The organism is Micromonospora sp. NPDC050686 (assembly GCF_040654475.1).
In the GTDB taxonomy this organism is placed as follows: domain Bacteria; phylum Actinomycetota; class Actinomycetes; order Mycobacteriales; family Micromonosporaceae; genus Micromonospora.
This window is the reverse complement of record NZ_JBFAID010000013.1, coordinates 73,629-98,058: the sequence shown is the minus strand read 5'-3', so window position 1 is coordinate 98,058 and position 24,430 is coordinate 73,629. Positions and strand designations below refer to the sequence as shown.

Here is a 24,430-nt window from a genome sequence, read left to right as displayed (position 1 = left end):
TCAGCTGACCTTGGACAGGGGCTCGGCCGACGACTCCGCCTCCTCCGCACCGGCGGCGGCGCCGGTGCGGCCGGCCCGCCAGGCGGGCAGGTAGAGCGGGGCGGCCAGGGCCAGCACCACCCCGCCGACCAGCATGGCGACGGTGACGCTGACGCGGTCGGCCAGGGCGGTCAGCACCACCATGCCGAGCGCCCCGGCGGGCTGGACCATCATCGAGTTCAGCGAGAGCACACTGGTCCGGTACGGTCCGTCGACCTGCCGGTGCAGCAGTCCCATGTGCAGCGGGTTCGACGCGCCGTGCACCGTGTAGCAGGCCAGGTAGGCCACGATCACCCCGACCGGGCCGGCGAGCAGGCCCATCCCGATCACGGTGCCGCCCTGCAGGATCCGCATCAGCGCGGCGGCGGGCGCGGCGCCGATGCGGCGCAGCAGGAACGGCGTCAGGGCCGCGCCGGCCGCGTTGGCCAGCCAGGCCGCCGAGGCGGCCGGGCCGAGCAGAGCGGCGGCCCGTTCGCTGCCGCCGGCCACCTCGGCGAGGCGCACCGGCAGCAGGGACTCGAAGGTGACCATGCCGAAACCCCAGAACAGCTCGACACAGACCAGCGCGAGCAGCACCCGCGAGCGGCGCAGCAGGCCCACCGCCTGCCCCACCATCCGGGGCGCGTCGACCACCGAGGCGCGCAGCGCGGCGGCGCCGGTGGCCGGCCGCTCCTCGCGGAGCAGCACCAGCAGGGCCACCAGGGCCACGCCGTTGAGCACGACGGCCGCCAGCACCGGCAGGGTCAGCGCGCTGACCGGGCCGACCGGTCCGAGCGCGACGAGGCCGCCGCTGAGGATGGCACCCGTCCCGATCGCGACGCCGCTGACGGTGCCCGCCCAGCCGAGGCCGCGCTCGTACCTGGCGTGCGGGTCGGCAGCCAGCGTGGCGTCGACGTACCAGGACTCCAGTGGGCCGCTGTCCAGCGCCCGGTAGACCCCCTGCAACGCCCAGACCAGGAAGAACAGCCAGAACGAGTCGGCCACCGTCCACAGCACCACCGACAGCAGGCCGACCACCCAGGCGACGGCGAGCACCGGCTTGCGGCCGAGCGCGTCGGCGAACCCGCCGGTGGGCAGCTCCAGCGCGAGCACGATGAGCCCCTGGGCGGTGGCGACCAGGCCGATCTGGGACAGCGACAGACCGCGCTCCTGCATCAGCAGGATCGTCACCGGGATCATCAGGCCGGTGGGCAGCCAGCGCAGGCCGTACAGGGCGAGGTAGCGGAACCGGACCTGGCGTACGGACAGCGCGCTCATCGGGGCCCCTCGGTCAACGGGTACGCGGCCAGGAAGATCTGCACCCGCTCGGCGTCCGGCTCGTCCGCGGTCGCCTCGGCGCGGTGCCGTTCCAGCACCCGGTCCAGGTCGGCCTTGAGCGCCTGGAGGCGCTGCGGGGTGAGGGTCAGGAAGGTGTCGCCCATGCCGAGCGCGTCCCGCCAGGCGGCCGACCACTCGTGCCGGGCGGCGAACCAGCGCTCGGCCACCTCGGTCAGGTACCGGACCTGGTGGCCCTCGACCCACTCGATGGCGGCACGGGCGTCGGGGTCGGCGTCGTAGTCGCTGGTGTCCCACTGGGTGAAGTCGTGCCCGGCCCGCCAGTACCGCTGCCGGCCGCTGCCCCGCTCCGGGTCCTCCACGACGAGCCCGACCTCGGCGAGTTGGCGCAGGTGGTAGCTGGTGGCCCCGGTGTTGGTGTCGAGCAGTTCGGCCAGCCGGGTGGCGGTGGCCGGGCCGTTGACGCGCAGCGCGCCGACGAGACGCATCCGCAGCGGGTGCGCCAGCACGCGCACCTGCCGGTGATCGAGCCGTACGCCCTGCGGCGCGGGCTTCCGCACGTTGTCCATGGATGCACAATAACTGTGCACACTTTCTATGCACAAGAGTTGTGCATAGAAAGTGTGTGGATGGTTGTGCCGTGGTCGCGGTGGTCAGGCGAGCAGTTCGGAGACGCCGCGCAGCCGGGTGCGCAGCAGCGCGGCGGCCCGGGTGGAGTCCAGGCGTACGTCGGTGGAGCGGTGCAGGCCGGCGGCGACCGTGGTGGTGGTCTTCAGGGCCGCGGTGTCGAGGCCGAACCGGCGGGCCACCAGCAGCCCCAACTCGGCCCGGCTGACCGGATCCGGTCCGGCGATGTTGAGCAGGCCGGCGTACTCCGTCGACACCAGTTCCAGCACGGCGGCGGCCAGGTCGGCGACGTGGATCGGGCAGCGCACCTCGTCGGTGAAGAGGGTGACCCGGCCGGCGAGGCCGTCGTGGCAGAGCTGGATCTGCTTGCTCCCCTTCCCCACGATCAGCGAGGTACGCACCAGCGCCGCCCCCGGGTCGACCACCCGCACCGCGGTCTCCGCCGCCGCCTTCGCCGCCCCGTACGCGTTGACCGGCGTCGGCACGTCGTCGTCGGCGTACGGCGTGGGCCGCCCGGCGTGCAGCGCGTCGCTGGACAGGTGCACCAGCCGTGCCCCCACCTCGGCGGCCGCGTACGCCACGTTCGCCGCCCCGTCCGCGGTGACCCGCCAGTCGTCGTACCGATAGGACGTGCCGACGACGGCATCGGGGCGTACCTCGGTCAGCAGCGCGCGCACCGCGGCCCGGTCGGTGACGTCGAGGCGGCGTGGCTCGACGGCCGGCGCCCCCACGACGGCCGAGTGGTACGTGCCGACGACCCGCCGACCGGCCGCGACCGCCTGCCGGCACACCTCGCCACCGAGAAAGCCGCTGGCCCCCACCACGAGCAGGTTCATCCGCACCCCCATCAAGATCGACCGGCCCGCGCCATCATGACGCGGGCCGGTCGACGAAGCCAGGATCAGGTCGGGTCGGCCACCGGGGCGGCCGGGCCGGCGGTACCGGCGTGCGGGCCGGTCGGGGCCTTCGGCTTGGCGTCGATGCCGGCCTCGGCGCGCTGCTGGCCGGTGATCGGCGTGGGCGCGCCGGTCAGCGGGTCGAAGCCGCCCCGGGTCTTCGGGAAGGCGATCACCTCGCGGATCGAGTCCGCGCCGGCCAGCAGCATGCAGACCCGGTCCCAGCCGAACGCGATGCCGCCGTGCGGCGGGGCGCCGTACTTGAACGCCTCCAGCAGGAAGCCGAACTTGTCCTGCGCCTCCTCAGGGGTGATACCGAGCAGGTCGAAGACCCGCTGCTGCACGTCGCCCCGGTGGATACGGATCGAGCCGCCGCCGATCTCGTTGCCGTTGCAGACGATGTCGTACGCGTAGGCCAACGCCCGGTCGGGCGCCTCCTCGAACCGGTCCACCCACTCGGCGTTGGGCGAGGTGAACGGGTGGTGCACGGCGGTCCAGCCACCGTCGTCCGTGCGTTCGAACATCGGCGCGTCGACCACCCAGCAGAACGCCCAGGCGCTCTCGTCGACCAGGTTGGCCCGCTTGGCGATCTCGATCCGGGCCGCGCCGAGCAGCTCCTGCGCCTCCCGGGTGTTGGCGCTCGCGGCGAAGAAGATCGCGTCGCCGGGCTTCGCGCCGACCGCGTCGGCCAGCCCGGCCAGGTGCGCCTCGGAGAGGTTCTTGGCCACCGGGCCACGCGCCTCGCCGGTCTCCGCGTCGAGCACCACGTACGCCAGGCCGCGCGCGCCGCGCGCCTTGGCCCAGTCCTGCCAGCCGTCCAGCTCCTTGCGGGTCTGGGACGCGCCGCCCGGCATGACCACCGCGCCGACGTAGCCGCCCGCGTCGATCGCCCCGGCGAAGACCCGGAACTCGGTGCCGCGCAGGTAGTCGGTCAGCTCGGTCAGCTCGACGCCGTAGCGCAGGTCCGGCTTGTCCGAGCCGTACCGGGCCATCGCGTCGTGCCAGGTGATCCGCGGGATCGGCCGGGCGATCTCGTGGCCGGCCAGCTCGGACCAGAGCTTCGCCACGATCGCCTCGCCGAGGTCGATCACGTCGTCCTCGGTGACGAAGGACATCTCGATGTCGAGCTGGGTGAACTCCGGCTGCCGGTCGGCCCGGAAGTCCTCGTCCCGGTAGCAGCGGGCGATCTGGTAGTACCGCTCCATGCCGCCGACCATCAGCAGCTGCTTGAACAGCTGCGGCGACTGCGGCAGCGCGTACCAGCTGCCCGGCTGCAGGCGCACCGGGACCAGGAAGTCGCGGGCGCCCTCCGGAGTGGAGCGGGTCAGCGTCGGGGTCTCGATCTCCAGGAAGTCCCGCTCGTGCAGCACGGCGCGGGCGAGCTGGTTGGCCCGCGAGCGCAGCCGCATCGCCTTCGCCGGGCCGCCGCGGCGCAGGTCCAGGTAGCGGTACCTGAGCCGGATGTCGTCGCCGGCCTCGACCTGGTCGTCGACCGGCAGCGGCAGCGGGGCCGCCTCGGAGAGCACCTCCAGCTCGCTGGCGGTCACCTCGATCTCGCCGGTGGGCAGGTCGGGGTTCTCGTTGCCCTCGGGGCGGCGGGTCACCTCACCGGTGACCTTGACGCAGAACTCGTTGCGCAGCGCGTGCGCGTCCTCCTCGCGGAAGACCACCTGGACCACGCCGGAGCCGTCGCGCAGGTCGACGAAGATGACACCGCCGTGGTCGCGCCGGCGGGCCACCCACCCGGCGAGCGTCACCGTCGAGCCGGCGTCCGCGGCGCGCAGGCTTCCGGCATTGTGGGTACGGATCACGGCTTGCGTCTCCTCATCTGAGTGCACGTCCTCTCCCGGCATTCTGTCAGGGCGGGCCCGGCGCGCTCCGGGCACCCGCGCGGTTCCTCCCACCCGGTGCCCGCGCGCCCGCACCCGGGCGCCCGGCCATTCCGTCCCGCAGCCCCCGCACCGGCCCGCTCACTCCCGACCGATCCGTGACGCCCCGTCACCCCCGTCGCCCGCCACCCCACCCCCGTGCTCGCCTTTGCTCTGCTTCAGCCCACGCAACAGTCACGCGGCGCAACGCGCGCCGCCGCCGCGGGCTCGCCCACCGCCCCGCGGTCTCGCAGCTCAGCTCGGTGTTGCGTCCGGGGAAGCAGAGCAAAGGCAGTCGGATCGGGTGTACGCGGCAGGCGAGCCACCACGCCAGGTCACCAGCACGGTGGCCTCGGCGCCGGACGAGGACACCCCGCCGGTGACCGCCCAGCCGGTGGCGACCCGCGACCCGACAGCGCGGTCGCCCGCCTTTCCCGAGGCGCGGGTGGGCGGCCTTTTCCGAGGCGCGGGTGGGCGGCCCGACCGGGCGTTACCGTGGCCGGATGCGTGCCGTACCGGGGTGGGCGGTGGCCGCGGCGGCGGCCGCACCCGTCCTGCTGGCCGGCGGATGGACGGTGGCCGGCGCCCGGCAACCCCCGGGGTACGACCCGGTCCGCGACACCATCAGCGAGCTGGCCGGGCAGGGCGCGACCGATCCGTGGATCATGACGGCCTGCCTGGTGCTGCTCGGCGGCTGCTACCTCGGCACCGCGCTGGTCCTGCACGCCGCCGGACTGCCCAGCCGGTTTCTGTTGGCGGTCGGCGGCGTGGCCACCATCGCGCTGATCGCCGTGCCGCGCCCGAGGGTGGGCGGCTCCCTCGGCCACGGCGTGGTGGCCACGGTGGCCGTGCTCGCTCTGGCGCTCTGGCCGGCCGGTTCGGCGCTGCTGCTGCCCCGGGGGCCGGACCGGCGGCACCCGGCTCGGGCCGCGGCGCCGTGGGCGTTCCGCCGGCCGGTGGCGCTGACCGTGACGGCGCTGCTGCTGGCCCTGTTCGCCTGGTGCGCCGTCGAGGTGACGGGCGGATCGCGTACCGGGCTGGCCGAACGGACCACCGCGCTGGCGGTCGCCCTGTGGCCGCTGCTCGCGGTGCTCTCCGCTCGGCGGGGCGCCCGGGCGCACGGGCGCGGAGGGATCGGCCCGCCGGTCGGCCCGGATCCGCCGGTCGGTCCGGGCCGGCCGGAAGCAACCGACTGACCCGCACGTCGTCCGCGCGGAGCGGGCCGCCGGTCGCCCGGCGGCCCGCTCGGTGCGGGGTGGATCAGTAGACGCTCACGCCGTAGACGCTGAGCGCCTCGGTGACCGGCTGGAAGTAGGTGGTGCCGCCGCTGCTGCAGTTGCCACTGCCGCCGGAGGTGAGGCCCAGGGCGGTGGTGCCGGCGAAGAGCGAGCCGCCACTGTCGCCGGGCTCGGCGCAGACGGTGGTCCGGATCAGGCCGGAGACGCTGCCCTCGGCGTAGTTCACCGTGGCGTTGGTGGCCGTGACGGTGCCGCTGCGCACCCCGGTGGTGCTGCCGGAGCGGCGCACGGACTGGTTGACGTACGCGTTGCCGGCCGAGGTGATGTCCTGGAAGCTGCCGTTGTACAGGGTGACGTTGCCCGGCTGGGCGGTGCTCTGGTTGCTGTACCGCACGATGCCGTAGTCGTTGCCCGGGAAGCTGGTGCCGGACCGGCTGCCCAGCAGCGAGGTCTGCCCGGAGTTGCTGTACCAGCTGGACGAGATGTTGGTGCAGTGCCCGGCGGTGAGGAAGTAGTAGACGCCAGAGCCGCTGCGGACGTTGAAGCCGAGCGAGCAGCGACCGCCGCCACCGGCGTAGATGGCGTTGCCGCCGGAGATCCGGGTGCTCAGCACGCCGGCCTCGGCCTCGATGCGGACCGCGCCGCCGGTGCGGGCCGCGGCGGCCTTGACCCGCTCCAGCTTGGCGCCGGTGACGGTGCTGTCGACGGAGACCACGACCTGGTTGGTGGCCGGGTCGGTCCACCACGCGGTGCCGGGGATCTTGGCGGAGCGCTCCAGCTCGGCGGTGGCCCTGGCCAGCACGGCGGCGCCGCGGGTGACGAGCCGGGCGGTGGCGCCGGCGGCCCGGACCTGGCGGGCGGCGGCGGCGTCGGTGACGGCCACGACCATCTTGCCACTGGTGTCGGCGTACGTGCCGGCGGCGCGGTCGCCCAGGCGCTCGGCCAGGGTGGCGGCCGCGTCGGGGGATGCGGGCGATGCGGGCGCGGCCTGGGCGGGGGCACCCAGCAGTGAACCGGCGACCAGGGTTCCGGCGACGGCGACGGTGACGGCGCGGCGGAGCGATGACCTCGTGGGTCGCATGTAACGGCCTCCCGATTGGGGATGGGGCGGCCCGACCGAACGGCCGAGCCTCTGGCTACCCGACCGACTGGGGGAAGTCGGCCGAGTGAGTGAAGTATTCACATACTTAAGATCCTAGGCAAGACCTGGTTTTGCCCGAATTCACCCGAGGCTCCGTGGAAACCGGCCGGCAACATTGTGGACACAGATGCGCGTCTATATGCTCCGCTCACCGCCGCTGTCCGGCACCCGCGACCCGGAGGCCACCATGCCCCTCGTCCGACGCGCGCTCGCCACCATCGCCAGCGCCACCGCCCTCGTCACGCTCGCCGCCGGCCCCGCCACGGCCGCCGCCACCCCACCGCCCAACTCGATGGCCAGCCTGGGCGACTCGATCACCCGCGGCTTCAACGCCTGCGGCTGGTACTCCGACTGCACCGCCCGGTCGTTCAGCACCGGCGACTACGCCAGCGTGAACAGCCACTACCTGCGCATCCGCGCGGTCAACCCGACCATCGGCGGGCGCAACTACAACGACGCCCGCAGCGGCGCCAAGTCGGCCGACATGTACGGCCAGGCCGGCACCGCGGTCAGCCAGAACGTCGACTACGTCACCATGCTGATCGGCGCCAACGACGCCTGCACCGGGTCGGAATCCACCATGACCTCGGTGACCACCTTCCGGGCCAACATCGACAGCGCGCTCAACCGACTCAAGGCCGGCCTGCCCACCGCCCGGGTGGCCGTGATCAGCATCCCGGACGTCCAACGCCTCTGGTCCGTCGGCAAGGACAGCGGCAGCGCCCGCTCGGCCTGGTCGCTCTTCGGCATCTGCCAGTCGATGCTGGCCAACCCGACCTCCACCAGTCAGGCGGACGTCGACCGGCGGGCCCGGGTCCGGCAGCGGGTGATCGACTTCAACACCCAGCTCGCCCAGGCCTGCGCCGCGTACGGCGCCAACTGCGACTTCGACGACAACGCGGTGTTCAACTACCCGTTCGCGCTCAGCCAGGTCTCCACCTGGGACTACTTCCACCCGAACACCAGCGGCCAGGCGGTGCTGGCGAACATCTCGTACGCCAACGGCTTCCGCTGGTAGCCGGACCTCGGGGTGTTAACCGGGGGCCCCTCCGCTACCGGAAACGGTAAGAAGGGGCCCCTCCTTACCGGCGGGCGGCCCGGGCGGCGCGGGCGGCGCGCTTCTCCTCGAAGCGGGCGGCCTGCACGTCGAGGGTGTCGAGGTGGGCGGCGATCTGGTCGCGGGCGGCCTCGCCGTCGCCGTCCAGCCCGGTCACGTCGAACACGTCCCACTGGCGCAGCACCGGCACGACCACCTCGTCGCGGTGCTGCCGCAGGTCGTAGATGCCGGCCAGGGCGATGGCCACCGACTTGCGGGCGAACCCGTCGATGCCGACGCCGGGCATCTGGAAGTCGGCCAGCACGTCGGCCACCGCCCGCATCGCCTGGCTCGGGGCCAGCTCGAACGCCGCGCCGAGCAGGTTGCGGTAGAAGACCATGTGCAGGTTCTCGTCGGCGGCCACCCGGGCCAGCAGCGCCTCGCAGGCCGGGTCGCCGGTCGCCCGGCCGGTGTTGCGGTGCGAGATCCGGGTGGCCAGCTCCTGGAACGACACGTACGCCAGGGAGTGCAGCACCTCGTCGCCGTGCACGTTCTGGTAGCCCTCGGACATGTGGGTCATCCGGGCCCGCTCCAGGGCCACCGGGTCCACCGCCCGGGTCACCGTCAGGTAGTCCCGGATGGCGGTGCCGTGCCGGCCCTCCTCGGCCGTCCACCGGTGCACCCAGGTGCCCCAGGCGCCGTCCCGGCCGAACAGGGTGGCGATCTCGTGGTGGTACGAGGGCAGGTTGTCCTCGGTGAGCAGGTTGACGATCAGCGCCGTGCGGGCCACGTCCGGGATGGTCGAGTCGGCCTCGGCCCACGCCTCGCCGCCGAGCGGGCCGTCGAAGGTGCGCCCGTCGCCCCACGGGACGTACTGGTGCGGGAACCACTCCTTGGCCAGGGACAGGTGACGGTCGAGGTTCTTCTCGACCACCGGCTCGAGTTCGATGAGCAGCGCGGTCTGGCTCAGCACGGTCACGGGGAACCTCCCTACGGTGGCGTAACTTACGCCACCGTAGGTCCTTCCCGCCGTACGCGCGAGTAATGCGCCTCAGCTCACCAACGGCCGCAGGTCGGCCCGGGGCGGCGTCCACTCCCCGGCCGCCGCGGCGACCTGCTCACCGGAGCGGATGTCCTTCACCTCGTCGCCCTCGGCCCCCGGGAACCAGACGTACGGGATACCGCGCCGCTCGGCGTACCGGATCTGCTTGCCGAACTTGGCCGCGGTCGGCGACACCTCGGTGGGCACGCCCCGCGAGCGCAGCGCCTCGGCGACCCGGTTGCTGGCCGCCCGCTCCTCCTCGGCGCCGACCGCGACCAGCACGCAGGTCGGCACGGCGCGGGACACCGACAGCGCGTCGGCGCCGAAGAGCAGCCCGAGCAGCCGGGTCACCCCGATCGAGATGCCCACCCCCGGGAAGCGGGCGTTGCCGGCGCTGGCCAGGTTGTCGTACCGCCCGCCGGAGCAGATCGAGCCGAACCGCTCGTAGCCCGTCAGCTGGGTCTCGTAGACGGTGCCGGTGTAGTAGTCCAGCCCCCGGGCGATGCGCAGGTCGGCGACGCACAGCCCCGGCGAGTGCGCGGCGGCGGTCTCCACCACCGCGGTCAGCTCGGCGACGCCCTCGTCGAGCAGCGGGTCGCTCACCCCGAGGGCGCGCACCGCGTCGGCGAAGGAGGCGTCCGGCGCGGAGATCTCCGCCAGCGCCAGCACCGCCTTGGCCTGGGCCTCACTCGCCCCGGCCGTCTCGGCCAGCAGCTCGGCCACCCTCGCCGGGCCGATCTTGTCGAGCTTGTCGACCGCGCGCAGCGCGGCCTCCGGCTCGGTCAGCCCGATGCCCCGGTAGAAGCCCTCGCAGATCTTGCGGTTGTTGACCTGGATCCGCACCGGCGGGATCGGCAGTGAGCGCAGCGCGTCGCCGATGACCAGCGGCATCTCCGCCTCGTAGTGCGCGGGCAGGGCGTCTCGATCGACGATGTCGATGTCGGCCTGAAGGAACTCCCGGTAGCGCCCCTCCTGCGGGCGCTCGCCCCGCCACACCTTCTGGATCTGGTAGCGGCGGAACGGGAACTGCAGCTTGCCGGCGTTCTCCAGCACGTACCGGGCGAACGGCACGGTCAGGTCGAAGTGCAGGCCGAGCGCGTCGTCACCGGCCGGACCGTCGGCGTCGGCCTGCAACCGGCGCAGCAGGTAGACCTCCTTCGAGGTCTCCCCCTTACGCAGCAGCTGGTCGAGGGGCTCCACCGAGCGGGTCTCCAGCGGGGCGAAGCCGTACAGCTCGAAGGTCTGACGGATGCGGTCGAGCACGAACTGCTCGATCATCCGCTGGGCCGGCGTCCACTCGGGGAAGCCGGAGATGGGCGTGGGCTTGCTCATGATGCTCCTTCAGCGCCCGCGCCGCCGGCGCGGGAAGGTCGAAGTCGGCGGCTACAGGCCGCGGGTGGGCGCGGCCGGGCGCGCGTCGCCGGTCCCCGCCACCTCGAGGAGGTACGGGTTGGTCGCGCGCTCGCGGCCGATGGTGGTCGCGGGGCCGTGGCCGGGCAGGACGACGGTGTCGTCGGCCAGCGGGAGGACCTTCTCCCGGAGGCTGGTGAGCATGCGGTGCATGCTGCCGCCCGGCAGGTCGGTGCGGCCGATGGACCCGGCGAAGAGCACGTCACCGGAGAGGCAGAGCTGCTCGGCCTCCCAGGGCGAGCCGGCGCCGGGCATCCGGAACAGCACCGACCCGCCGGTATGGCCGGGGGCGTGGTCGACGGTGATCTCCAGGCCGGCCATCCGCAGCACCGCCCCGTCGGTCAGCTCGGCCACGTCGTCGGGCTCGGTGTACGGCAGCCGGCCGCCGAAGAGCTGGCTGAGGTCCATCGAGAGCGCCTTGCCCGGGTCGGCCAGCATCTCCCGGTCGGCCGGGTGCAGGTAGGCGGTGATGCCGCGCGCCCCGCAGACCGGGGCGACCGAGAAGGTGTGGTCCAGGTGCCCGTGGGTGAGCAGCACGGCGGCCGGGTGCAGGCGGTGCTCGGCGAGCACGGCGTCGAGGCGGTCCAGCACCCCGATCCCCGGGTCGACCACCAGGCACTGCTCCCCCGGCGCGGTGGCCAGCACGTAGCAGTTGGTGCCGAAGGCGTCCGCGGGAAAGCCGGCCACGAGCACGTCCGCTCCCCTTCCGAGTCGAGCTGTCGTCTGCGTCCAGCAGCCTAGTCGGCAAACCGGCGTCGACCTCGTACACCACTTTCCCAGTCGCTACCCGTACACTCTGGCGGGCGTGTGGCGTGGCGCACTCGGCCCCCGACGGGCGCGACCGCCCGACCGCCGGTGACGACCAGGGTAGAGGAAGGGGAGCACGCGTGGCTTCCAGCAGGGACCGGCAGCGCAGACTGGCGCGGGAGAAGCTCGACCGGCAGTTGGCCCGACGGGCCGCCGCCACCCGCCGACGCCGGCGGATCCAAGCCGGCGTGGGCGCGGCCGTGGTACTCGTCCTGGTGATGGCGGGCGCGGCCTGGGGCCTCGGCGCCTTCGACCGGGACCCGGACGAGAAGAAGGCCGCCGAGGACGTCTGCCTCTGGACTCCGCAGGACGCCGCCGGCAACACCAACCTCAAGGACGTCGGCACCCCGGCCACCACCGGGCTGCCCACCGCCGGCACCCGGACGATGACCGTCACCACCAACCAGGGCGCCCCGATCACCGCCCAGTTGGACCTGGCCACCGCGCCCTGCGCCGGAGCGAGCATGGCCCACCTGGCCAGCCGGGCGTTCTACGACAACACCAAGTGCCACGAGATCACCGCCGAGGGCGCGCTGCGCTGCGGCGACCCGAGCGGCACCGGGATCGGCGGCCCGGCCTACACCTTCTACGACGAGGACGTACCGGACCCGGCTCCGTCGGCGAGCGCGGCGCCCGGTTCGTCCCCGGCGTACCCGAAGGGCACGGTCGCGATGATCGGCAACCCGCCCGGCCAGAACGGCAGCCAGTTCCTGATCTTCTTCAAGGACTTCAACCCGGAGAAGCCGGGGTACTCGATCATTGGCAAGGTCACCGGCGGGCTGGACACGGTGGAGAAGATCGGTGCCCTGCCGACCGTGGACAATGGTTCCGGGGACACGGTCAAGCCGAAGACGGACGTGGTGATCCAGAGCCTCACCGTCAGCGACCCGGACGCGGCGGCGACGCCGAGCGGCCCGGCCTCCGGCGCCCCGACCGCCAGCCCCAGCGCCGGCTGACCCGGCACCTGATCACCTGCGGCACCGGCCGCGCCCGAGAAGCCAGGAGGAGTGAAGCGTGACGTCCACCAGGGAGCGGCAGCGCGCGGCGGCGCGCGCCCAGCTCGAGCGGAAGATGGCCGAGCGGGCGGCCAGGGCCCGCAAGCGCCGGCAGACGCAGGCGATCATCGGCGCGAGCGCCGCCCTGCTGCTGGTGATCGCCGGCACGGTCTGGCTGGCGAGCCGGTTCGGCGACGACGACGGCCCGCAGGGGACCGCCGCGCAGGACTCCGGGGCGGCCCAGTGCGCCTTCACCGAGGTCCCCAAGGAGCAGCGGCACAAGGAGATCAAGGACGTCGGGCTCCCGCCGGGGCAGCAGTCGACCAGCGGCACCCAGACGATGACGCTCGACACCAACCTGGGCCCGATCACCGCCAAGGTCGACCGGTCGAAGGTGCCCTGCACGGCCGGCAGCTTCACCCACCTGGCCAGCAAGAACTTCTTCGACAACAGCAAGTGCCACCGGCTGGTGACCCAGGGCATCAAGGTGCTGCAGTGCGGTGACCCGAGCGTCACCGGCAAGGGCTGGCGGCAGACCGACGGCACCGGCGGCCCGAGCTACCGGCTGGCCGAGGAGAACCTGCCCACCGACAAGCGGCCGGCGTACCCGGAGGGCGTCATCGCCATGGCGAACAACGGGGACCCGGGCAGCACCGGCAGCCAGTTCTTCATCGTCTGGGGCGACTCCCAGCTCGACCCGAACTACACGGTGCTGGGCACCATCACCGGCGGGATGGACGTGGTGCAGCAGGTCGCGAAGGCCGGCGACGACGGCGCGTTCGCCCAGCAGGCCGGCGGCGGCCACCCGAAGAAGGAGATCGTCATCAAGAAGCTGACGATGAGCGAGCCGCAGGGCTGAGCCCCACCCCGTACGACGAAGCGCCCGCCGGCGATGCCGGCGGGCGCTTGCGTGTGTGGCTCAGGCGCCCGAGGTGACCCGGTACGCGTCGAACACCCCGTCGACCTTGCGGACCGCCGCGAGCAGGTGCCCCAGGTGCTTCGGGTCGGCCATCTCGAAGCTGAACCGGCTCACCGCCACCCGGTCGCGGGTGGTGGTGACGGTGGCGGAGAGGATGTTCACCCGCTCGTCGGAGAGCACCCGGGTGACGTCCGCGAGGAGCTTGTGCCGGTCCAGCGCCTCGACCTGTATCGCGACCAGGAACGTCGAGGCGGAGGTGAGCTTCCAGGTGACCTCGACGACCCGCTCGCCCTGCGCCCTCAGGTCCTCGGCGTTGGCGCAGTCGTCGCGGTGCACGCTCACCCCGCCGGAGCGGGTGACGAAGCCGAACACCGTGTCCGGCGGCACCGGGGTGCAGCATCGGGCCAACTTGATCCAGACGTCGCTGACGCCCCGGACCACGACGCCCGGGTCGTGGCTGCTGGCCCGGCTGCGCGGCGGGCGGGTGGCCACCGCCGTCTCGGCGATGTCCTCGGCCGCGCCCTCCTCCCCGCCGTAGGTGGCCATCAGCTTCTGCACCACCGACTGCGCGGAGACCTGGCTGTCGCCGACCGCCGCGTAGAGCGAGGCCACGTCGGCCAGGTGCAGGTCCCGGGCGATCGCCATCAGCGCGTCGGAGGTGAGCATCCGCTGCAACGGCATGCCCTGCTTGCGCATCGCCTTGACGATCGAGTCCTTGCCGGCCTCGATCGCCTCCTCGCGCCGCTCCTTGTTGAAGTACTGGCGGATCTTGGTGCGGGCGCGCGGGCTCTTGACGAAGCCCAGCCAGTCCTGGGTGGGGCCGGCCGTCTCCGACTTCGAGGTGAAGATCTCGATGACGTCGCCGTTGGACAGCGTCGACTCCAGCGGCACCAGCTTGCCGTTGACCCGCGCGCCGATGCACTTGTGACCGACCTCGGTGTGCACCGCGTACGCGAAGTCCACCGGCGTCGACCCGGTCGGCAGCGGGATGACGTCACCCTTGGGGGTGAAGACGTACACCTCCTGGCTGGACAGGTCGAAGCGCAGCGCGTCGAGGAACTCGCTCGGGTCGGCCGCCTCCCGCTGCCAGTCCAGCAGCTGGCGCAGCCAGGTCATCTCGTCGATGTGCGCCGGCGGGCCGACGATCTGGGTGCCCTTGTGCTCCTTGTACTTCCAGTGCGCGGCGATGCCGAACTCCGCGGTGCGGTGCATCGCGTACGTGCGGATCTGCATCTCGACCGGCTTGCCGGTGGGCCCGATGACCGTCGTGTGCAACGACTGGTACATGTTGAACTTGGGCATCGCGATGTAGTCCTTGAACCGGCCCGGCACCGGCTGCCAGTTGGCGTGGATGACGCCCAGCGCCGCGTAGCAGTCCCGCACCGTGTCGACCAGGATCCGCACCCCGACCAGGTCGTAGATGTCGTTGAAGTCGCGCCCCCGCACGATCATCTTCTGGTAGATCGAGTAGAGGTGCTTCGGCCGCCCGGTGGTCTCCGCCTTGATCTTGGCGGCCTTCAGGTCGGTCTGCACCTTCTGCGTCACCTGCCGCAGCAGCGCCTCCCGCTGCGGCTGGTGCTCCCCGATCAGCCGGTTGATCTCCTCGTACCGCTTCGGGAAGAGGGTGCCGAAGGCCAGATCCTCCAGCTCCCACTTGATGGTGTTCATACCGAGGCGGTGGGCGAGCGGGGCGAGGATCTCCAGCGTCTCCTTCGCCTTCTGCTCCTGCTTGGGACGGGGCAGGAAGGTCAGGGTGCGCATGTTGTGCAGCCGGTCGGCCAGCTTGATCACCAGCACCCGCGGGTCCTTGGCCATCGCCACCACCATCTTGCGGATAGTCTCGGCCTTGGCCGCGTCGCCGAGCTTGACCTTGTCCAGCTTGGTGACGCCGTCGACCAGCAGGGTGACCTCGGGGCCGAAGTCGGCGCGCATCTGGTCGAGGGTGTATTCGGTGTCCTCGATCGTGTCGTGCAGCAGCGCCGCCACCAGGGTCGTGGTGTCCATCCCCAGGTTGCCCAGGATGGTCGCCACGGCGAGGGGGTGGGTGATGTACGGGTCGCCGGACTTGCGGTACTGACCCGAGTGCCAGCGGGCCGCGGTGTCGAACGCGCGCTGGAGCAGCCGGGCGTCCGCCTTCGGGTGGTTCACCCGATGGCTGGCGATCAGCGGCTCGAGCACCTCGCTGACCTGCGAGGTCTGCCAGGGTGCGTTGAACCGGGCCAGGCGCGCCCGCACCCGCCGCCCGGTCGGGGCGTTGGAGAGCGCGAACCCACCGCTCGGCGAAGGGTCGACGGAGCCCTCGACGGGGTACGACGCCGGGGCGGCGCCGTCGCCGGACGGCGAGCCGCCGTCGACGGGACCCGCCACCCGGGCCGGCGGGTTGCCGTTCCGCTCGGTCACCGAGCCGTCAGCGTCGCCTGTCGGGTGCACCGTGCCCTCCACCGGAGGGACGACCTCGTGGGACACCGGCCTCCTCACCGCTCGCCGGGGTTGCCGCCGGCCGTCCGGCCGACGTATCTGTCCAACCGGCCCGGGGCCGGTGTTGTTCCGCGCCGCCCGGATCGATCGGCGTGCTCCGCGCCCGGCCGCCGGCCGGATCCGGACACCGCGCCGACCGCGCCGGCCGACTCGCGCCGCCCGGTCGGTCACCCGCCCGGTCGGCAAAGGGCAATGCTACCCGTACGCAGGGTGCCCCGCGCTTCCGCCGGACGGACCGCGACCGGTCGGTCCCACGGTGACCGGCTCAAACAGTCAGCAGGGCATGCACCGGACGCGGGGCGAGGCGCTCGCGCCCGGCGAGGAAGCCCAACTCCAGCAGCACGGTGAACCCGGCCACCGTGCCGCCGGCCCGCTCCACCAGGTCCAGGGTGGCCTCGGCGGTGCCGCCGGTGGCCAGCACGTCGTCCACCACCAGCACCCGGTGCCCCGCGGTGAACGCGTCCTGGTGCACCTCCAGCGTCGCCTGGCCGTACTCCAGGGCGTACGAGGCGGCGTGGGTGGCCCGGGGCAGCTTGCCCGCCTTGCGCACCGGCACCACCCCCAGCCCGGTGGCGTACGCGATGGCGGCGGCCAGCACGAAGCCGCGCGCCTCGATGCCGGCGACCACGTCGAACGACTCCCGCCCGTGGTACGCGACGATCCCGTCGATCACCTCACGGAACACGTCCCCGTCGGCGAAGAGCGGCATCAGGTCCTTGAACACCACGCCCGGCTTCGGGAAGTCCGGCACGTCCAGCACCCGGCTGGCGACCAGTTGGGCGACCTGCGGGCCGCTGTCTCCCCGTACCGCGGTGCTGTGGGTCTCCGTCACGGTTGTCCTGTTTCCCTTCCGACGACGACGGCGTCCGTCATGCTGCTCGCACAGCATGGCGGACGCCGTCAGGTCGGTTCCTACCGGGTGTCCCCGGCGCCGGGTCAGCGCCGCTTCGCGCCGCCCGGGCGGTTGCCGCCCCCGCCGGGGCGGCCGCCCCGGGCACCGGTCGGCCGCTTGCCCGTCGGCCGGGCGCCGACCTTCGGCGCGACGCCGGCCAGCGCGGCCTCCGCGTCGGTCGGCTCGGCACCGCTGGCCGGGCGCGGGGCGCTGCCCTTCGGGGTGAGCTCGCCGCGGGCGATCGCGCCCCGGCGGGTCTCCACCCGCTTGTTGTGCGCCTGGATCCGCGGCTCCTGGTTCTTCAGCACGGTCAGCAGCGGGGTGGCGAGCAGGATCGAGGTCAGGAACGCCACCGCCATACCGACGAAGAGCACCAGGCCGAGGTCCTTCAGGGTGCCCGCGCCGAGCAGGCCGGCCCCGATGAAGAGCAGACCACCGACCGGGAGCAGGGCGACCACCGAGGTGTTCAGCGACCGCATCAGGCTCTGGTTCAACGCCAGGTTGGCCGCCTCGCCGTACGTCTGGTTGTTGTTCGCCGTGATGCCCCGGACGTTCTCCTGGACCTTGTCGAAGACCACCACCACGTCGTACAGGGCGAAGCCCAGGATGGTCAGGAAGCCGATGATCGTCGACGGGGTGACCTCGAAGCCGATCAGCGAGTAGATGCCGGCGGTGAGGATCAGGTTCATGAACAGCGAGACGATCGCGGCCGCCGCCATCCGCCACTCGAAGCGCACCACCAGGTAGAGCGCCACCACCGCCACGAAGATCACCAGACCGAGCAGGGCCCGCGAGGTGACCTGGTCACCCCAGGCCTTGCTGACCTGGTTGCCGCTGATCTGCCCGGCGTCGAGGCCGAAGTCCCGGGCCAGCTCGTTCTTGACGTCGACCGCCTGGGTCGGCGTGAGCTGCGCGGTGCGGAACTCGTACGAGTCGCCGCTGGTGCTGCCGATCTTCTGCGCGGTGACCACCTCAACGCCGCCGCCCTTGGCGGCCAGCGCCTGGTTGAGCGTCCGCTCCGCGTCGTCGAGGGTGCCGACGCTGGCCGGCACCTGGAACGAGTTGCCGCCGGCGAACTCGATGCCGGGGTTGAAGCCGCGTACGACGAAGCTGAGCGCCGCGATCAGCACCAGCACACCGGCCACCGTGAACCAGAGCTTGCGCCGGCCGACGATGTTGAGGCCGGCCTCGCCCCGGTAGAGCCGGGCCGCCAGTCCACTCTTAGCCATCTCAGGCCTCCTTGGCACGCGGGTTGCGGGCGGTCGCCGGCTCGGCCGACCGGGCCGGCAGTGCCCGGCCGAGACCACTGACCCGCGGGGACAGGAACGCCCGGGTGCGGGCGAACATCGTCATGATCGGGTGACGGAAGAGGAAGACCACCATCAGGTCCAGCACGGTCGCCAGGCCGAGCGCGAAGGCGAAGCCCTTCACCACGCCGACCGAGACGATGTAGAGCACCACGGCGGACATCAGGGTGATCGCGTTCGCCGAGATGATCGTCCGGCGGGCGCGGATCCACGCCCGGGGCACCGCGCTGCGCGGGCTGCGCCCCTCGCGGATCTCGTCCTTGAGCCGTTCGAAGTAGATGACGAACGAGTCCGCCGCCACACCGAGGGAGACGATCATGCCGGCGATGCCGGCGAGGGTGAGGGTGAACCCGATCTGCCGGCCGAGCACCACCAGCGCGCCGAAGACCAGCAGCGCCGAGAGCACCAGGCTCAGGAAGATCACCGAGCCGAGCAGCCGGTAGTAGAAGAACGAGTAGACGATGACCAGCGCCAGGCCGATGCCCATGGCCAGCAGGCCGGCCCGCAGGTGGCTGTCGCCCAGGGTGGCCGTGACGTTCTGCTGCTCCTGCGGCACGAAGGTCACCGGCAGCGCGCCGTAACGCAGCTGGCTGGCCAGGGCGTTGGCGTCCTGGCTGGTGAAGCTGCCGGTGATCTGCGAGTCGCCGGTCAGCACGGCCTGGATCTCCGGCGAGGAGACGATGGCGTTGTCCAGCACCACCGCCACCCGGCACTTGCCGTCCTGGCCGAGCGCGCTCTGGTCGCAGGCGCCGCCGGCGTTGGTGAACGACTCGCGGGTCAGCTCGGTCCACTTGTTCTGGCCGTCGCCGGTGAACTTCAGGCTGACCACCCAGGAGCTGGTCTGGTCGAGCTGGGCGCTGGCGTCCTTGACGTCGGTGCCCTCCACCTTCGCCACGTCCAGCAGGTACTTCGCCGCGCCGCCCTCGCAGGCCACGGCCTGCTGCTTCGGGTCCTTGATCGAGGCGGCTGGCCGCTTGTCCAGCTGGGCGCAGCTGATCGTCGGGACGTTGAACTGCATCTCGGGCGAGAGCACGGCGACCTCCTGCGGGGTCAGCGTGCCGAACGGCTTGAGCTTCTCCACCAGGGACGGGTCGGCGGTCAGGTCGGCCGGGGCCTGCAAGCCGCTCGCGGCGGCCCAGGCGGCGGCGCCGACCTTCTGCTCGACCGCCTTGCGCTGCTCCTCGATGCCCTGCGGCACCGGGGCGGCACTCGCGCTCGGGGTGGCGGCCGGGGCGCTGGGGCTGGCGGGCGGGGTGGCGCTGGCGCTCGGCGCGGGGGCGCCACCGCCCTGGCCACCGGCGGCCGGCGAGGCGGTCGCCTTCGGCGCGGCGCTGCCCGACGGCGTGGCCGCCGCGCTGCCCGAGGGCTGCGGGGTGGCGCTGCCGGACGGGGCCGGGGTGGCGGTCGGTGCCGGGGCGGCGGTCGCGCCGCTGCCGTCGGTCGCCTTGAGCACCTTGCGGAATCGCAGCTCCGCTGCCTCACCGACGTCGGTGAGGTCGCGGTTCTGGCCCGGCAGGGAGATCACGATGTTCCGGTCGCCCTCGGTGACCACCTCGGCCTCGGCCACGCCGTACGCGTTGACCCGGCTCTCGATGATCTGGCGGGCCTCCTCGAGGTTGGCCCTCGTCGGAGGCTTGCCGTCGAGGCTGTTGGTGGCCTCCAGGGTGAGCCGGGTGCCGCCGATCAGGTCCAGGCCGAGCCGCGGCTCCAGCCGGTCCTGCCAGCCACCCTTGGCGCCGCCCGAGAAGAACACCAATAGATAGAGGACGACGAAGATGAGCCCGAGTACGGCGAGCTGCCGCCCGGGGCGCATCTGTCCCTGAGGTGGTGGTGCCACGGCTGTCCTGTCTCCCTGTAACGGTCACGCCGCTGACGCGGCAACGACGAGGTTCGGGCCGGGGGTCCGGCCGACTGCTCTGGATGGCCGACGCCACGGACGGCACGTGTCGACCGGCGGCGCGGCGGCGCCGGCCGGGGGTACGCGTGTCGCCGCCCGGGCGTCGACCCCACTATCCACTTGTGCGGACCGATCCGCTGCCCCTTGGCAGGGGCGGCGGGTCACTCCTTGACCGGCTCGGCGTCCTCGGTGACCGCCTCGGTCGACTCGGCGCGCGGCGCCTGGGTGACCACCCGGGCGATCGCCGGGCGGGCGTACCGGGTCTGCACACCGGGGGCGACCTCCAGCAGCACCGTGTCGTCGTCCACCCCGGTGACCGTGCCGTAGAGCCCGCCGATGGTGACCACCTCGTCGCCCGGGGCGAGCGCGGACTGCATCTGCTCCGCCTCGCGGCGGCGCTTCTGCTGGGGGCGGATCATCATGAAGTACATGACACCGAAGAGCAGAGCGATCATGAGGATCGGCGTCAGGCCGCCGACTCCCCCGCCACTCGCTGCTGCGTAGAACACGCTTGTCGACCTTCCCACTGGCCAGCCGTCCGGCACGAGGGGTACCGGAGCGGAGGCGGATTTTCACATCCTGTACAGACCGCGGCGAGTCTAGTCCCTACACCTGAGAACGCCGAATGCGGCACAGATCACGTTCGCGTCACGGCTGATCGGGATCGGCCGAGAACAGATCGGGCGGCACGGCGGTCTCGGCGGCAAATGTACCATTCGGTGGGTTACGCCCCAGGTGGTGCCAGGCGGCGCCGGTCGCCACCCGGCCCCGCGGCGTACGGGCCAGCAGGCCGGCCCGGACCAGGAACGGCTCGCAGACCTCCTCCACCGTGTCCGGCTGCTCCCCCACCGCCACGGCCAGGGTGGACAGGCCCACCGGACCGCCCCGGAACGAATCCACCAGCGCGGTCAGCACCGCCCGGTCCAGCCGGTCCAGGCCGAGCCCGTCGACGTCGTACACGGTCAGGGCCGACCGGGCGGTCTCCACCGCGACCACGCCGTCGGCCCGCACCTCGGCGTAGTCCCGGACCCGGCGCAGCAGCCGGTTGGCGATCCGGGGCGTGCCCCGGGACCGGCCGGCGATCTCCGCCGCGCCGTCGACGGTGATCGGCACGCCGAGGATCCGCGCCGACCGGTGCAGCAGCGCCTCCAGCTCGACCGGGGAATAGAAGTCCAGGTGCGCGACGAAGCCGAACCGGTCCCGCATCGGCCCGGTCAGCAGGCCGGACCGGGTGGTCGCGCCGACCAGGGTGAACGGCTCGACGTCCAGCGGGATCGCGGTGGCCCCCGGGCCCTTGCCCACCACCACGTCGACCCGGAAGTCCTCCATCGCGGAGTAGAGCAGCTCCTCCGCCGGCTTCGCGATCCGGTGGATCTCGTCGATGAAGAGCACGTCGCCCTCGGCGAGACCGGTCAGGATGGCGGCCAGATCGCCGGAGCGCTCGATCGCCGGACCGCTGGTCACCCGGATCGCGGTGCCCAGCTCGGCGGCGACGATGTTGGCCAGGCTGGTCTTGCCCAGGCCCGGCGGCCCGGAGAGCAGGATGTGGTCGGGCGGGGAACCGCGCCGCATCGCGCCCTGGAGCAGCAGGTCGAGCTGGTCGCGGACGCGGTCCTGGGCGATGAACTCGGCCAACCGCTTCGGCCGGACGCTGGCCTCCGCGTCCCGTTCCGCGTCGCTGACGTACGCCGAGACCAGATTGTCGCCCGTCATGCGCTGATCTCCACTCGCGAAGGCGGGGCTCCGCTCCTCGCGCTCATCGGGTCCGGCCCAGCAGGCGGATGGCCTGCTTGAGCAGGACCGGCACCGGCGGGGTCTCGCCGTCGACGGTCTCCGCGACCGCGGCCACCGCCTGCTCGGCCTGGCCGGCCGTCCAGCCGAGCCCGACCAGCGCCTGGCGCACCTGCTCGGGCCAGGCGCCCGTGGTGACCCCGGCGGCGCCGTCCGCGCCGACCGACACCGGACCGACCCGGTCCCGCAGCTCCAGCACCAGCCGCTCGGCGCCCTTCTTACCGATCCCCGGCACCCGGGTCAGCGCCGCCGTGTCGGCGTTGGCGATGGCCTTGCGGACCGCGTCCGGGGTGTGCACGGCCAGCACCGCCTGGGCCAGCCGGGGGCCGACCCCGCTCGCGGTCTGGAGCAGCTCGAACAGCTGCTTGGCGTCGTCGTCGGCGAAACCGTAGAGGGTGAGCGAGTCCTCCCGCACCACCAGGCTGGTGGCCAGCCGGGCGGGCTGACCGACCCGCAGCTCGGCCAGGGTGCCGGGGGCGCACTGCACCGCCAGGCCGACCCCGCCGACCTCCACCACCGCGTGATCCGGACCGGTCGCGGTCACCGTGCCGCGCACGCTGGCGATCATCGTCGCGCTCCTCCTCGTCGTGCCCGGTCGGCGGCCTCGGCCAGCTTGGACCGGGTGCCGCCCCGCCAGACATGACAGATGGCCAGGGCCAGGGCGTCGGCGGCGTCCGCCGGCCGGGGTGGCTCCGACAGCCGCAGCAGCCGGGTGACCATGCTGGTCATCTGCTTCTTGTCGGCCTGACCGGACCCGGTCACCGCCGCCTTCACCTCGCTCGGGGTGTACGTCTGCACCGGCAGCCCGGCGCGCGCCCCGGCCAGCACCGCGATCCCGCTGGCCTGCGCGGTGCCCATCACCGTGCGGACGTTGTGCTGGCTGAACACCCGCTCCACGGCGACCGCGTCCGGCCGGTGCTCGGCCACCAGATCGGTCAACGAGCGGTCCAGGTGCAGCAGGCGCAGCGGCAGGTCGTCGCCCGGATCGGTGTGGACGACGTAGTAGGCGACCAGGGTGCAGGGCCGCCCCGGCACGCCCTCGACCACGCCGACCCCGCACCGGGTCAGCCCCGGGTCGACGCCCAGCACCCGCACGCCGCCTCCTTTCCCAGCCGCAAGCAGTAAGCAGTACGTGTGTTCGACACCGTTACCTCTCATGATTCATACACGATCGGCAGCCCCGCTTTGCAGCGAAGCGGTCCCGGTCTTGCCCGCCACGGCGGTGCCGGGTTGACGGTTCGCAGCCACCGGCCCGCCGGAACGGGTCTTACGATCGGCTCCACGTCCAGCCACCGGGCCACTCCCGGCGGTATCTAGCTGCGCCGCAAGGGCGGCGAGGTTTCGCGCGGCGTTTAGATCACGGTCCAGGTTCAGGCCGCAAACGGTGCAGGTGTAAGTGCGCACGGACAGGGCCAGCTTGGCTTTCACTGTGCCGCATGCCGAGCAAGTCTTCGAGGACGGATACCAGCGGTCGGCCACGATCAGCCGGCCACCGTTCCATAACGTCTTGTAGTTCAACTGCCGGCGTAGTTCACCAAGACCGACGTCAGCGACGTGCCGCGCCACCCGCCGGTTGCGCAGCATCCCGGCGACGTTCAGGTCTTCGACAACGACAACGCCGTACATGCGGGTGAGGCGGGTGCTGAGCTTGTGCAGACCGTCGCGACGTAGGTTCGTAACCCGCGCATGTGCGCGGGCCGCCTGCAGCCGTGACCGTTCCCACCGGTTTGACGGCTGCTGCCCCGTGCGCCGGTCAGGTCCAACTCGGCGTGACATCTGTCGCGCGAGGCGACGCATCCGCCGGGTGGCATCAAGAAGGTGTCGCGGATTAGGTACCAACTGGCCGGTGGAAAGGACCGCGAGGTGCTTCAACCCGACGTCCACACCGACCACGGCATGCGGCAATCTCGGGACTCGCTCGGGCCGGTCGATCTCGACGCAGAACGCTACGTGCCACCGGCCCTTTTCACGACGCACTGTCGCAGATAGAAGCCGGGCAGTGCCAGCATCGAGGCGACGGGCCAACTTCCGGGCTGATTCGTGCAGCTTCAGCACGCCAAGACGCGGCAAGGTAACGCGCCGCCGGTCGGGCTCCACTCGAATCGCGCCTGTTGTAAAGCGAACCGTCGGCGTAGAGCGACGACGGGACTTAAAGCGCGGGAAGCCGATCCGCCGGCCGGCGCGAGCGCTTGTCTGGGAGTTCCACCAGTTCTTCAGCCCGCGGGCGCAAGCGTCCAAGCCAGTGTTGTATGCCTCCTTCGAACACTCCCGCCACCAGGGTGCCACGTCGTCCTTGACGGCGTTCCACTCTCGTCTCAGCGCTGGGAGTGACCAACCAGGAGCCGGCGTCAGATCCTCCTCGCCAATACCGTAGGTGCGCTCTGCGGCCCGCTGGTCCATCACCGCCTTCACCCGGGCCAAGGCCCAGTTGTGAGCTACCCGCGCCGCACCCGCATGGGCAAGCACCGCCCGTTCTTGGGTTGGAGTCAGATCCAGGGCGAACCGATACGCCTGCATCGTCTTCACTTCAACGCCCCTGTCGCTGTGGCGCTATCAGTCCGGGAAGGCATAGGGCTCACGGCAGTCCACCCCGACCGCACAGGGGGCAACAGCCTGATGCCAGCAACTCCTTCACGCCCTCACCAGTTGTCTCCGCACGAAGTGCTCGGCATTCGTTGATGGGGTTTTTACGGCCTTCGCCCCAGTGCTGGCGACGAGCGCGCCCGCACGTGGTTCGAAGACGGCCAGAACGCTGCCGGCCCGATCATGCAT

At 72.3% G+C, this 24,430-nt stretch carries 21 protein-coding genes; 4 read left to right on the top strand and 17 right to left on the bottom strand.

Translation table 11 applies throughout. The features are described 5' to 3' along the window. The 4 genes from AB0H57_RS12420 to aspS all read right to left on the bottom strand — a co-directional run bounded on the left by AB0H57_RS12420 (position 1) and on the right by aspS (position 4,648). Positions 1–1,296: an MFS transporter gene (locus AB0H57_RS12420; RefSeq protein WP_357505546.1), complete on the bottom strand. Its 1,296-nt coding sequence runs from the start codon at positions 1,294–1,296 to the stop codon at positions 1–3. Continuing rightward, a complete protein-coding gene (locus tag AB0H57_RS12415) occupies positions 1,293–1,883 on the bottom strand; it encodes a helix-turn-helix domain-containing protein (protein WP_357505544.1) in 591 nt (196 codons plus the stop codon). Before AB0H57_RS12415 ends, AB0H57_RS12420 begins: the two co-directional genes overlap by 4 nt. Before the next feature lie 84 nt (positions 1,884–1,967). Next, positions 1,968–2,777 (bottom strand): sugar nucleotide-binding protein, encoded by an 810-nt coding sequence (locus AB0H57_RS12410; protein ID WP_357505542.1) that lies wholly within the window; start codon positions 2,775–2,777, stop codon positions 1,968–1,970. Between the two features lie 65 nt (positions 2,778–2,842). Then, positions 2,843–4,648 (bottom strand): aspartate--tRNA ligase, encoded by a 1,806-nt coding sequence (gene aspS / locus AB0H57_RS12405; protein WP_357505540.1) that lies wholly within the window; start codon positions 4,646–4,648, stop codon positions 2,843–2,845. Between the two features lie 560 nt (positions 4,649–5,208). On the opposite strand from aspS, the gene AB0H57_RS12400 reads away from it, so the two are divergent. Then, a complete protein-coding gene (locus tag AB0H57_RS12400; RefSeq protein WP_357505538.1) occupies positions 5,209–5,901 on the top strand; it encodes a DUF998 domain-containing protein in 693 nt (230 codons plus the stop codon). A gap of 64 nt (positions 5,902–5,965) precedes the next feature. Here the strand turns inward: AB0H57_RS12400 and AB0H57_RS12395 are convergent, their stop codons facing one another. Continuing rightward, positions 5,966–7,024, bottom strand: a complete 1,059-nt coding sequence (locus AB0H57_RS12395; protein ID WP_357505536.1) for a S1 family peptidase — start codon at positions 7,022–7,024, stop codon at positions 5,966–5,968. Positions 7,025–7,211: 187 nt separating this feature from the next. Here AB0H57_RS12395 and AB0H57_RS12390 point away from each other — a divergent pair, with 187 nt between their 5' ends. Beyond that, positions 7,212–8,102 carry an SGNH/GDSL hydrolase family protein gene (locus AB0H57_RS12390; protein ID WP_357505534.1) on the top strand — a complete coding sequence of 297 codons (891 nt, stop codon included), beginning with the start codon at positions 7,212–7,214 and terminating at the stop codon, positions 8,100–8,102. A gap of 64 nt (positions 8,103–8,166) precedes the next feature. Here the strand turns inward: AB0H57_RS12390 and AB0H57_RS12385 are convergent, their stop codons facing one another. The 3 genes from AB0H57_RS12385 to AB0H57_RS12375 all read right to left on the bottom strand — a co-directional run bounded on the left by AB0H57_RS12385 (position 8,167) and on the right by AB0H57_RS12375 (position 11,265). Then, positions 8,167–9,099 carry an acyl-ACP desaturase gene (locus AB0H57_RS12385; protein ID WP_357505532.1) on the bottom strand — a complete coding sequence of 311 codons (933 nt, stop codon included), beginning with the start codon at positions 9,097–9,099 and terminating at the stop codon, positions 8,167–8,169. A gap of 72 nt (positions 9,100–9,171) precedes the next feature. Beyond that, complete coding sequence (hisS, locus tag AB0H57_RS12380; protein ID WP_357505530.1) at positions 9,172–10,494, bottom strand: histidine--tRNA ligase; 1,323 nt, start codon at positions 10,492–10,494, stop codon at positions 9,172–9,174. A 51-nt stretch (positions 10,495–10,545) separates the two neighbouring features. Further along, positions 10,546–11,265 (bottom strand): MBL fold metallo-hydrolase, encoded by a 720-nt coding sequence (locus AB0H57_RS12375; protein ID WP_357505528.1) that lies wholly within the window; start codon positions 11,263–11,265, stop codon positions 10,546–10,548. A gap of 194 nt (positions 11,266–11,459) precedes the next feature. Here AB0H57_RS12375 and AB0H57_RS12370 point away from each other — a divergent pair, with 194 nt between their 5' ends. Together AB0H57_RS12370 and AB0H57_RS12365 are read left to right on the top strand one after the other, a co-directional pair. Next, a complete protein-coding gene (locus AB0H57_RS12370) occupies positions 11,460–12,335 on the top strand; it encodes a peptidylprolyl isomerase (protein WP_357505526.1) in 876 nt (291 codons plus the stop codon). Between the two features lie 58 nt (positions 12,336–12,393). After that, positions 12,394–13,233 carry a peptidylprolyl isomerase gene (locus AB0H57_RS12365; RefSeq protein WP_357505523.1) on the top strand — a complete coding sequence of 280 codons (840 nt, stop codon included), beginning with the start codon at positions 12,394–12,396 and terminating at the stop codon, positions 13,231–13,233. A gap of 60 nt (positions 13,234–13,293) precedes the next feature. On the opposite strand, the gene AB0H57_RS12360 is transcribed toward AB0H57_RS12365, so the two are convergent. From AB0H57_RS12360 to tnpB, 9 genes are all read right to left on the bottom strand, one after another. After that, positions 13,294–15,735, bottom strand: coding sequence for a bifunctional (p)ppGpp synthetase/guanosine-3',5'-bis(diphosphate) 3'-pyrophosphohydrolase (locus tag AB0H57_RS12360; protein ID WP_357505592.1), 2,442 nt, complete (start codon positions 15,733–15,735; stop codon positions 13,294–13,296). A 301-nt stretch (positions 15,736–16,036) separates the two neighbouring features. Continuing rightward, complete coding sequence (locus tag AB0H57_RS12355; RefSeq protein ID WP_357505521.1) at positions 16,037–16,603, bottom strand: adenine phosphoribosyltransferase; 567 nt, start codon at positions 16,601–16,603, stop codon at positions 16,037–16,039. 104 nt (positions 16,604–16,707) lie between these two features. Then, positions 16,708–17,892 (bottom strand): protein translocase subunit SecF, encoded by a 1,185-nt coding sequence (gene secF, locus AB0H57_RS12350; protein WP_357505519.1) that lies wholly within the window; start codon positions 17,890–17,892, stop codon positions 16,708–16,710. Position 17,893: 1 nt separating this feature from the next. Next, a complete protein-coding gene (gene secD, locus AB0H57_RS12345) occupies positions 17,894–19,783 on the bottom strand; it encodes a protein translocase subunit SecD (protein ID WP_357505590.1) in 1,890 nt (629 codons plus the stop codon). 245 nt (positions 19,784–20,028) lie between these two features. Then, positions 20,029–20,376, bottom strand: coding sequence for a preprotein translocase subunit YajC (gene yajC / locus AB0H57_RS12340; protein WP_357505517.1), 348 nt, complete (start codon positions 20,374–20,376; stop codon positions 20,029–20,031). 139 nt (positions 20,377–20,515) lie between these two features. Beyond that, complete coding sequence (ruvB, locus tag AB0H57_RS12335; RefSeq protein ID WP_357505515.1) at positions 20,516–21,580, bottom strand: Holliday junction branch migration DNA helicase RuvB; 1,065 nt, start codon at positions 21,578–21,580, stop codon at positions 20,516–20,518. A gap of 43 nt (positions 21,581–21,623) precedes the next feature. Next, positions 21,624–22,226, bottom strand: coding sequence for a Holliday junction branch migration protein RuvA (gene ruvA, locus AB0H57_RS12330; protein ID WP_357505513.1), 603 nt, complete (start codon positions 22,224–22,226; stop codon positions 21,624–21,626). Beyond that, positions 22,223–22,753, bottom strand: a complete 531-nt coding sequence (ruvC, locus tag AB0H57_RS12325) for a crossover junction endodeoxyribonuclease RuvC (RefSeq protein WP_357505511.1) — start codon at positions 22,751–22,753, stop codon at positions 22,223–22,225. The genes ruvA and ruvC overlap by 4 nt, the downstream gene beginning before the upstream one ends. 66 nt (positions 22,754–22,819) lie before the next feature. After that, positions 22,820–24,175: an IS607 family element RNA-guided endonuclease TnpB gene (gene tnpB, locus AB0H57_RS12320; RefSeq protein ID WP_357505588.1), complete on the bottom strand. Its 1,356-nt coding sequence runs from the start codon at positions 24,173–24,175 to the stop codon at positions 22,820–22,822. Positions 24,176–24,430 lie beyond the last annotated feature (255 nt).

What these genes read in the sequence shown, in the direction of transcription:
- secF (WP_357505519.1), bottom strand. Translation starts at nt 17,892, where the DNA reads ATGGCTAAGAGTGGACTGGCGGCCCGGCTCTACCGGGGCGAGGCCGGC.
- AB0H57_RS12400 (WP_357505538.1), top strand. Translation starts at nt 5,209, where the DNA reads ATGCGTGCCGTACCGGGGTGGGCGGTGGCCGCGGCGGCGGCCGCACCC.
- AB0H57_RS12395 (WP_357505536.1), bottom strand. Translation starts at nt 7,024, where the DNA reads ATGCGACCCACGAGGTCATCGCTCCGCCGCGCCGTCACCGTCGCCGTC.
- AB0H57_RS12415 (WP_357505544.1), bottom strand. Translation starts at nt 1,883, where the DNA reads ATGGACAACGTGCGGAAGCCCGCGCCGCAGGGCGTACGGCTCGATCAC.
- AB0H57_RS12390 (WP_357505534.1), top strand. Translation starts at nt 7,212, where the DNA reads ATGCGCGTCTATATGCTCCGCTCACCGCCGCTGTCCGGCACCCGCGAC.
- hisS (WP_357505530.1), bottom strand. Translation starts at nt 10,494, where the DNA reads ATGAGCAAGCCCACGCCCATCTCCGGCTTCCCCGAGTGGACGCCGGCC.
- AB0H57_RS12420 (WP_357505546.1), bottom strand. Translation starts at nt 1,296, where the DNA reads ATGAGCGCGCTGTCCGTACGCCAGGTCCGGTTCCGCTACCTCGCCCTG.
- ruvA (WP_357505513.1), bottom strand. Translation starts at nt 22,226, where the DNA reads ATGATCGCCAGCGTGCGCGGCACGGTGACCGCGACCGGTCCGGATCAC.
- tnpB (WP_357505588.1), bottom strand. Translation starts at nt 24,175, where the DNA reads ATGCAGGCGTATCGGTTCGCCCTGGATCTGACTCCAACCCAAGAACGG.
- ruvB (WP_357505515.1), bottom strand. Translation starts at nt 21,580, where the DNA reads ATGACGGGCGACAATCTGGTCTCGGCGTACGTCAGCGACGCGGAACGG.
- secD (WP_357505590.1), bottom strand. Translation starts at nt 19,783, where the DNA reads ATGCGCCCCGGGCGGCAGCTCGCCGTACTCGGGCTCATCTTCGTCGTC.
- AB0H57_RS12410 (WP_357505542.1), bottom strand. Translation starts at nt 2,777, where the DNA reads ATGAACCTGCTCGTGGTGGGGGCCAGCGGCTTTCTCGGTGGCGAGGTG.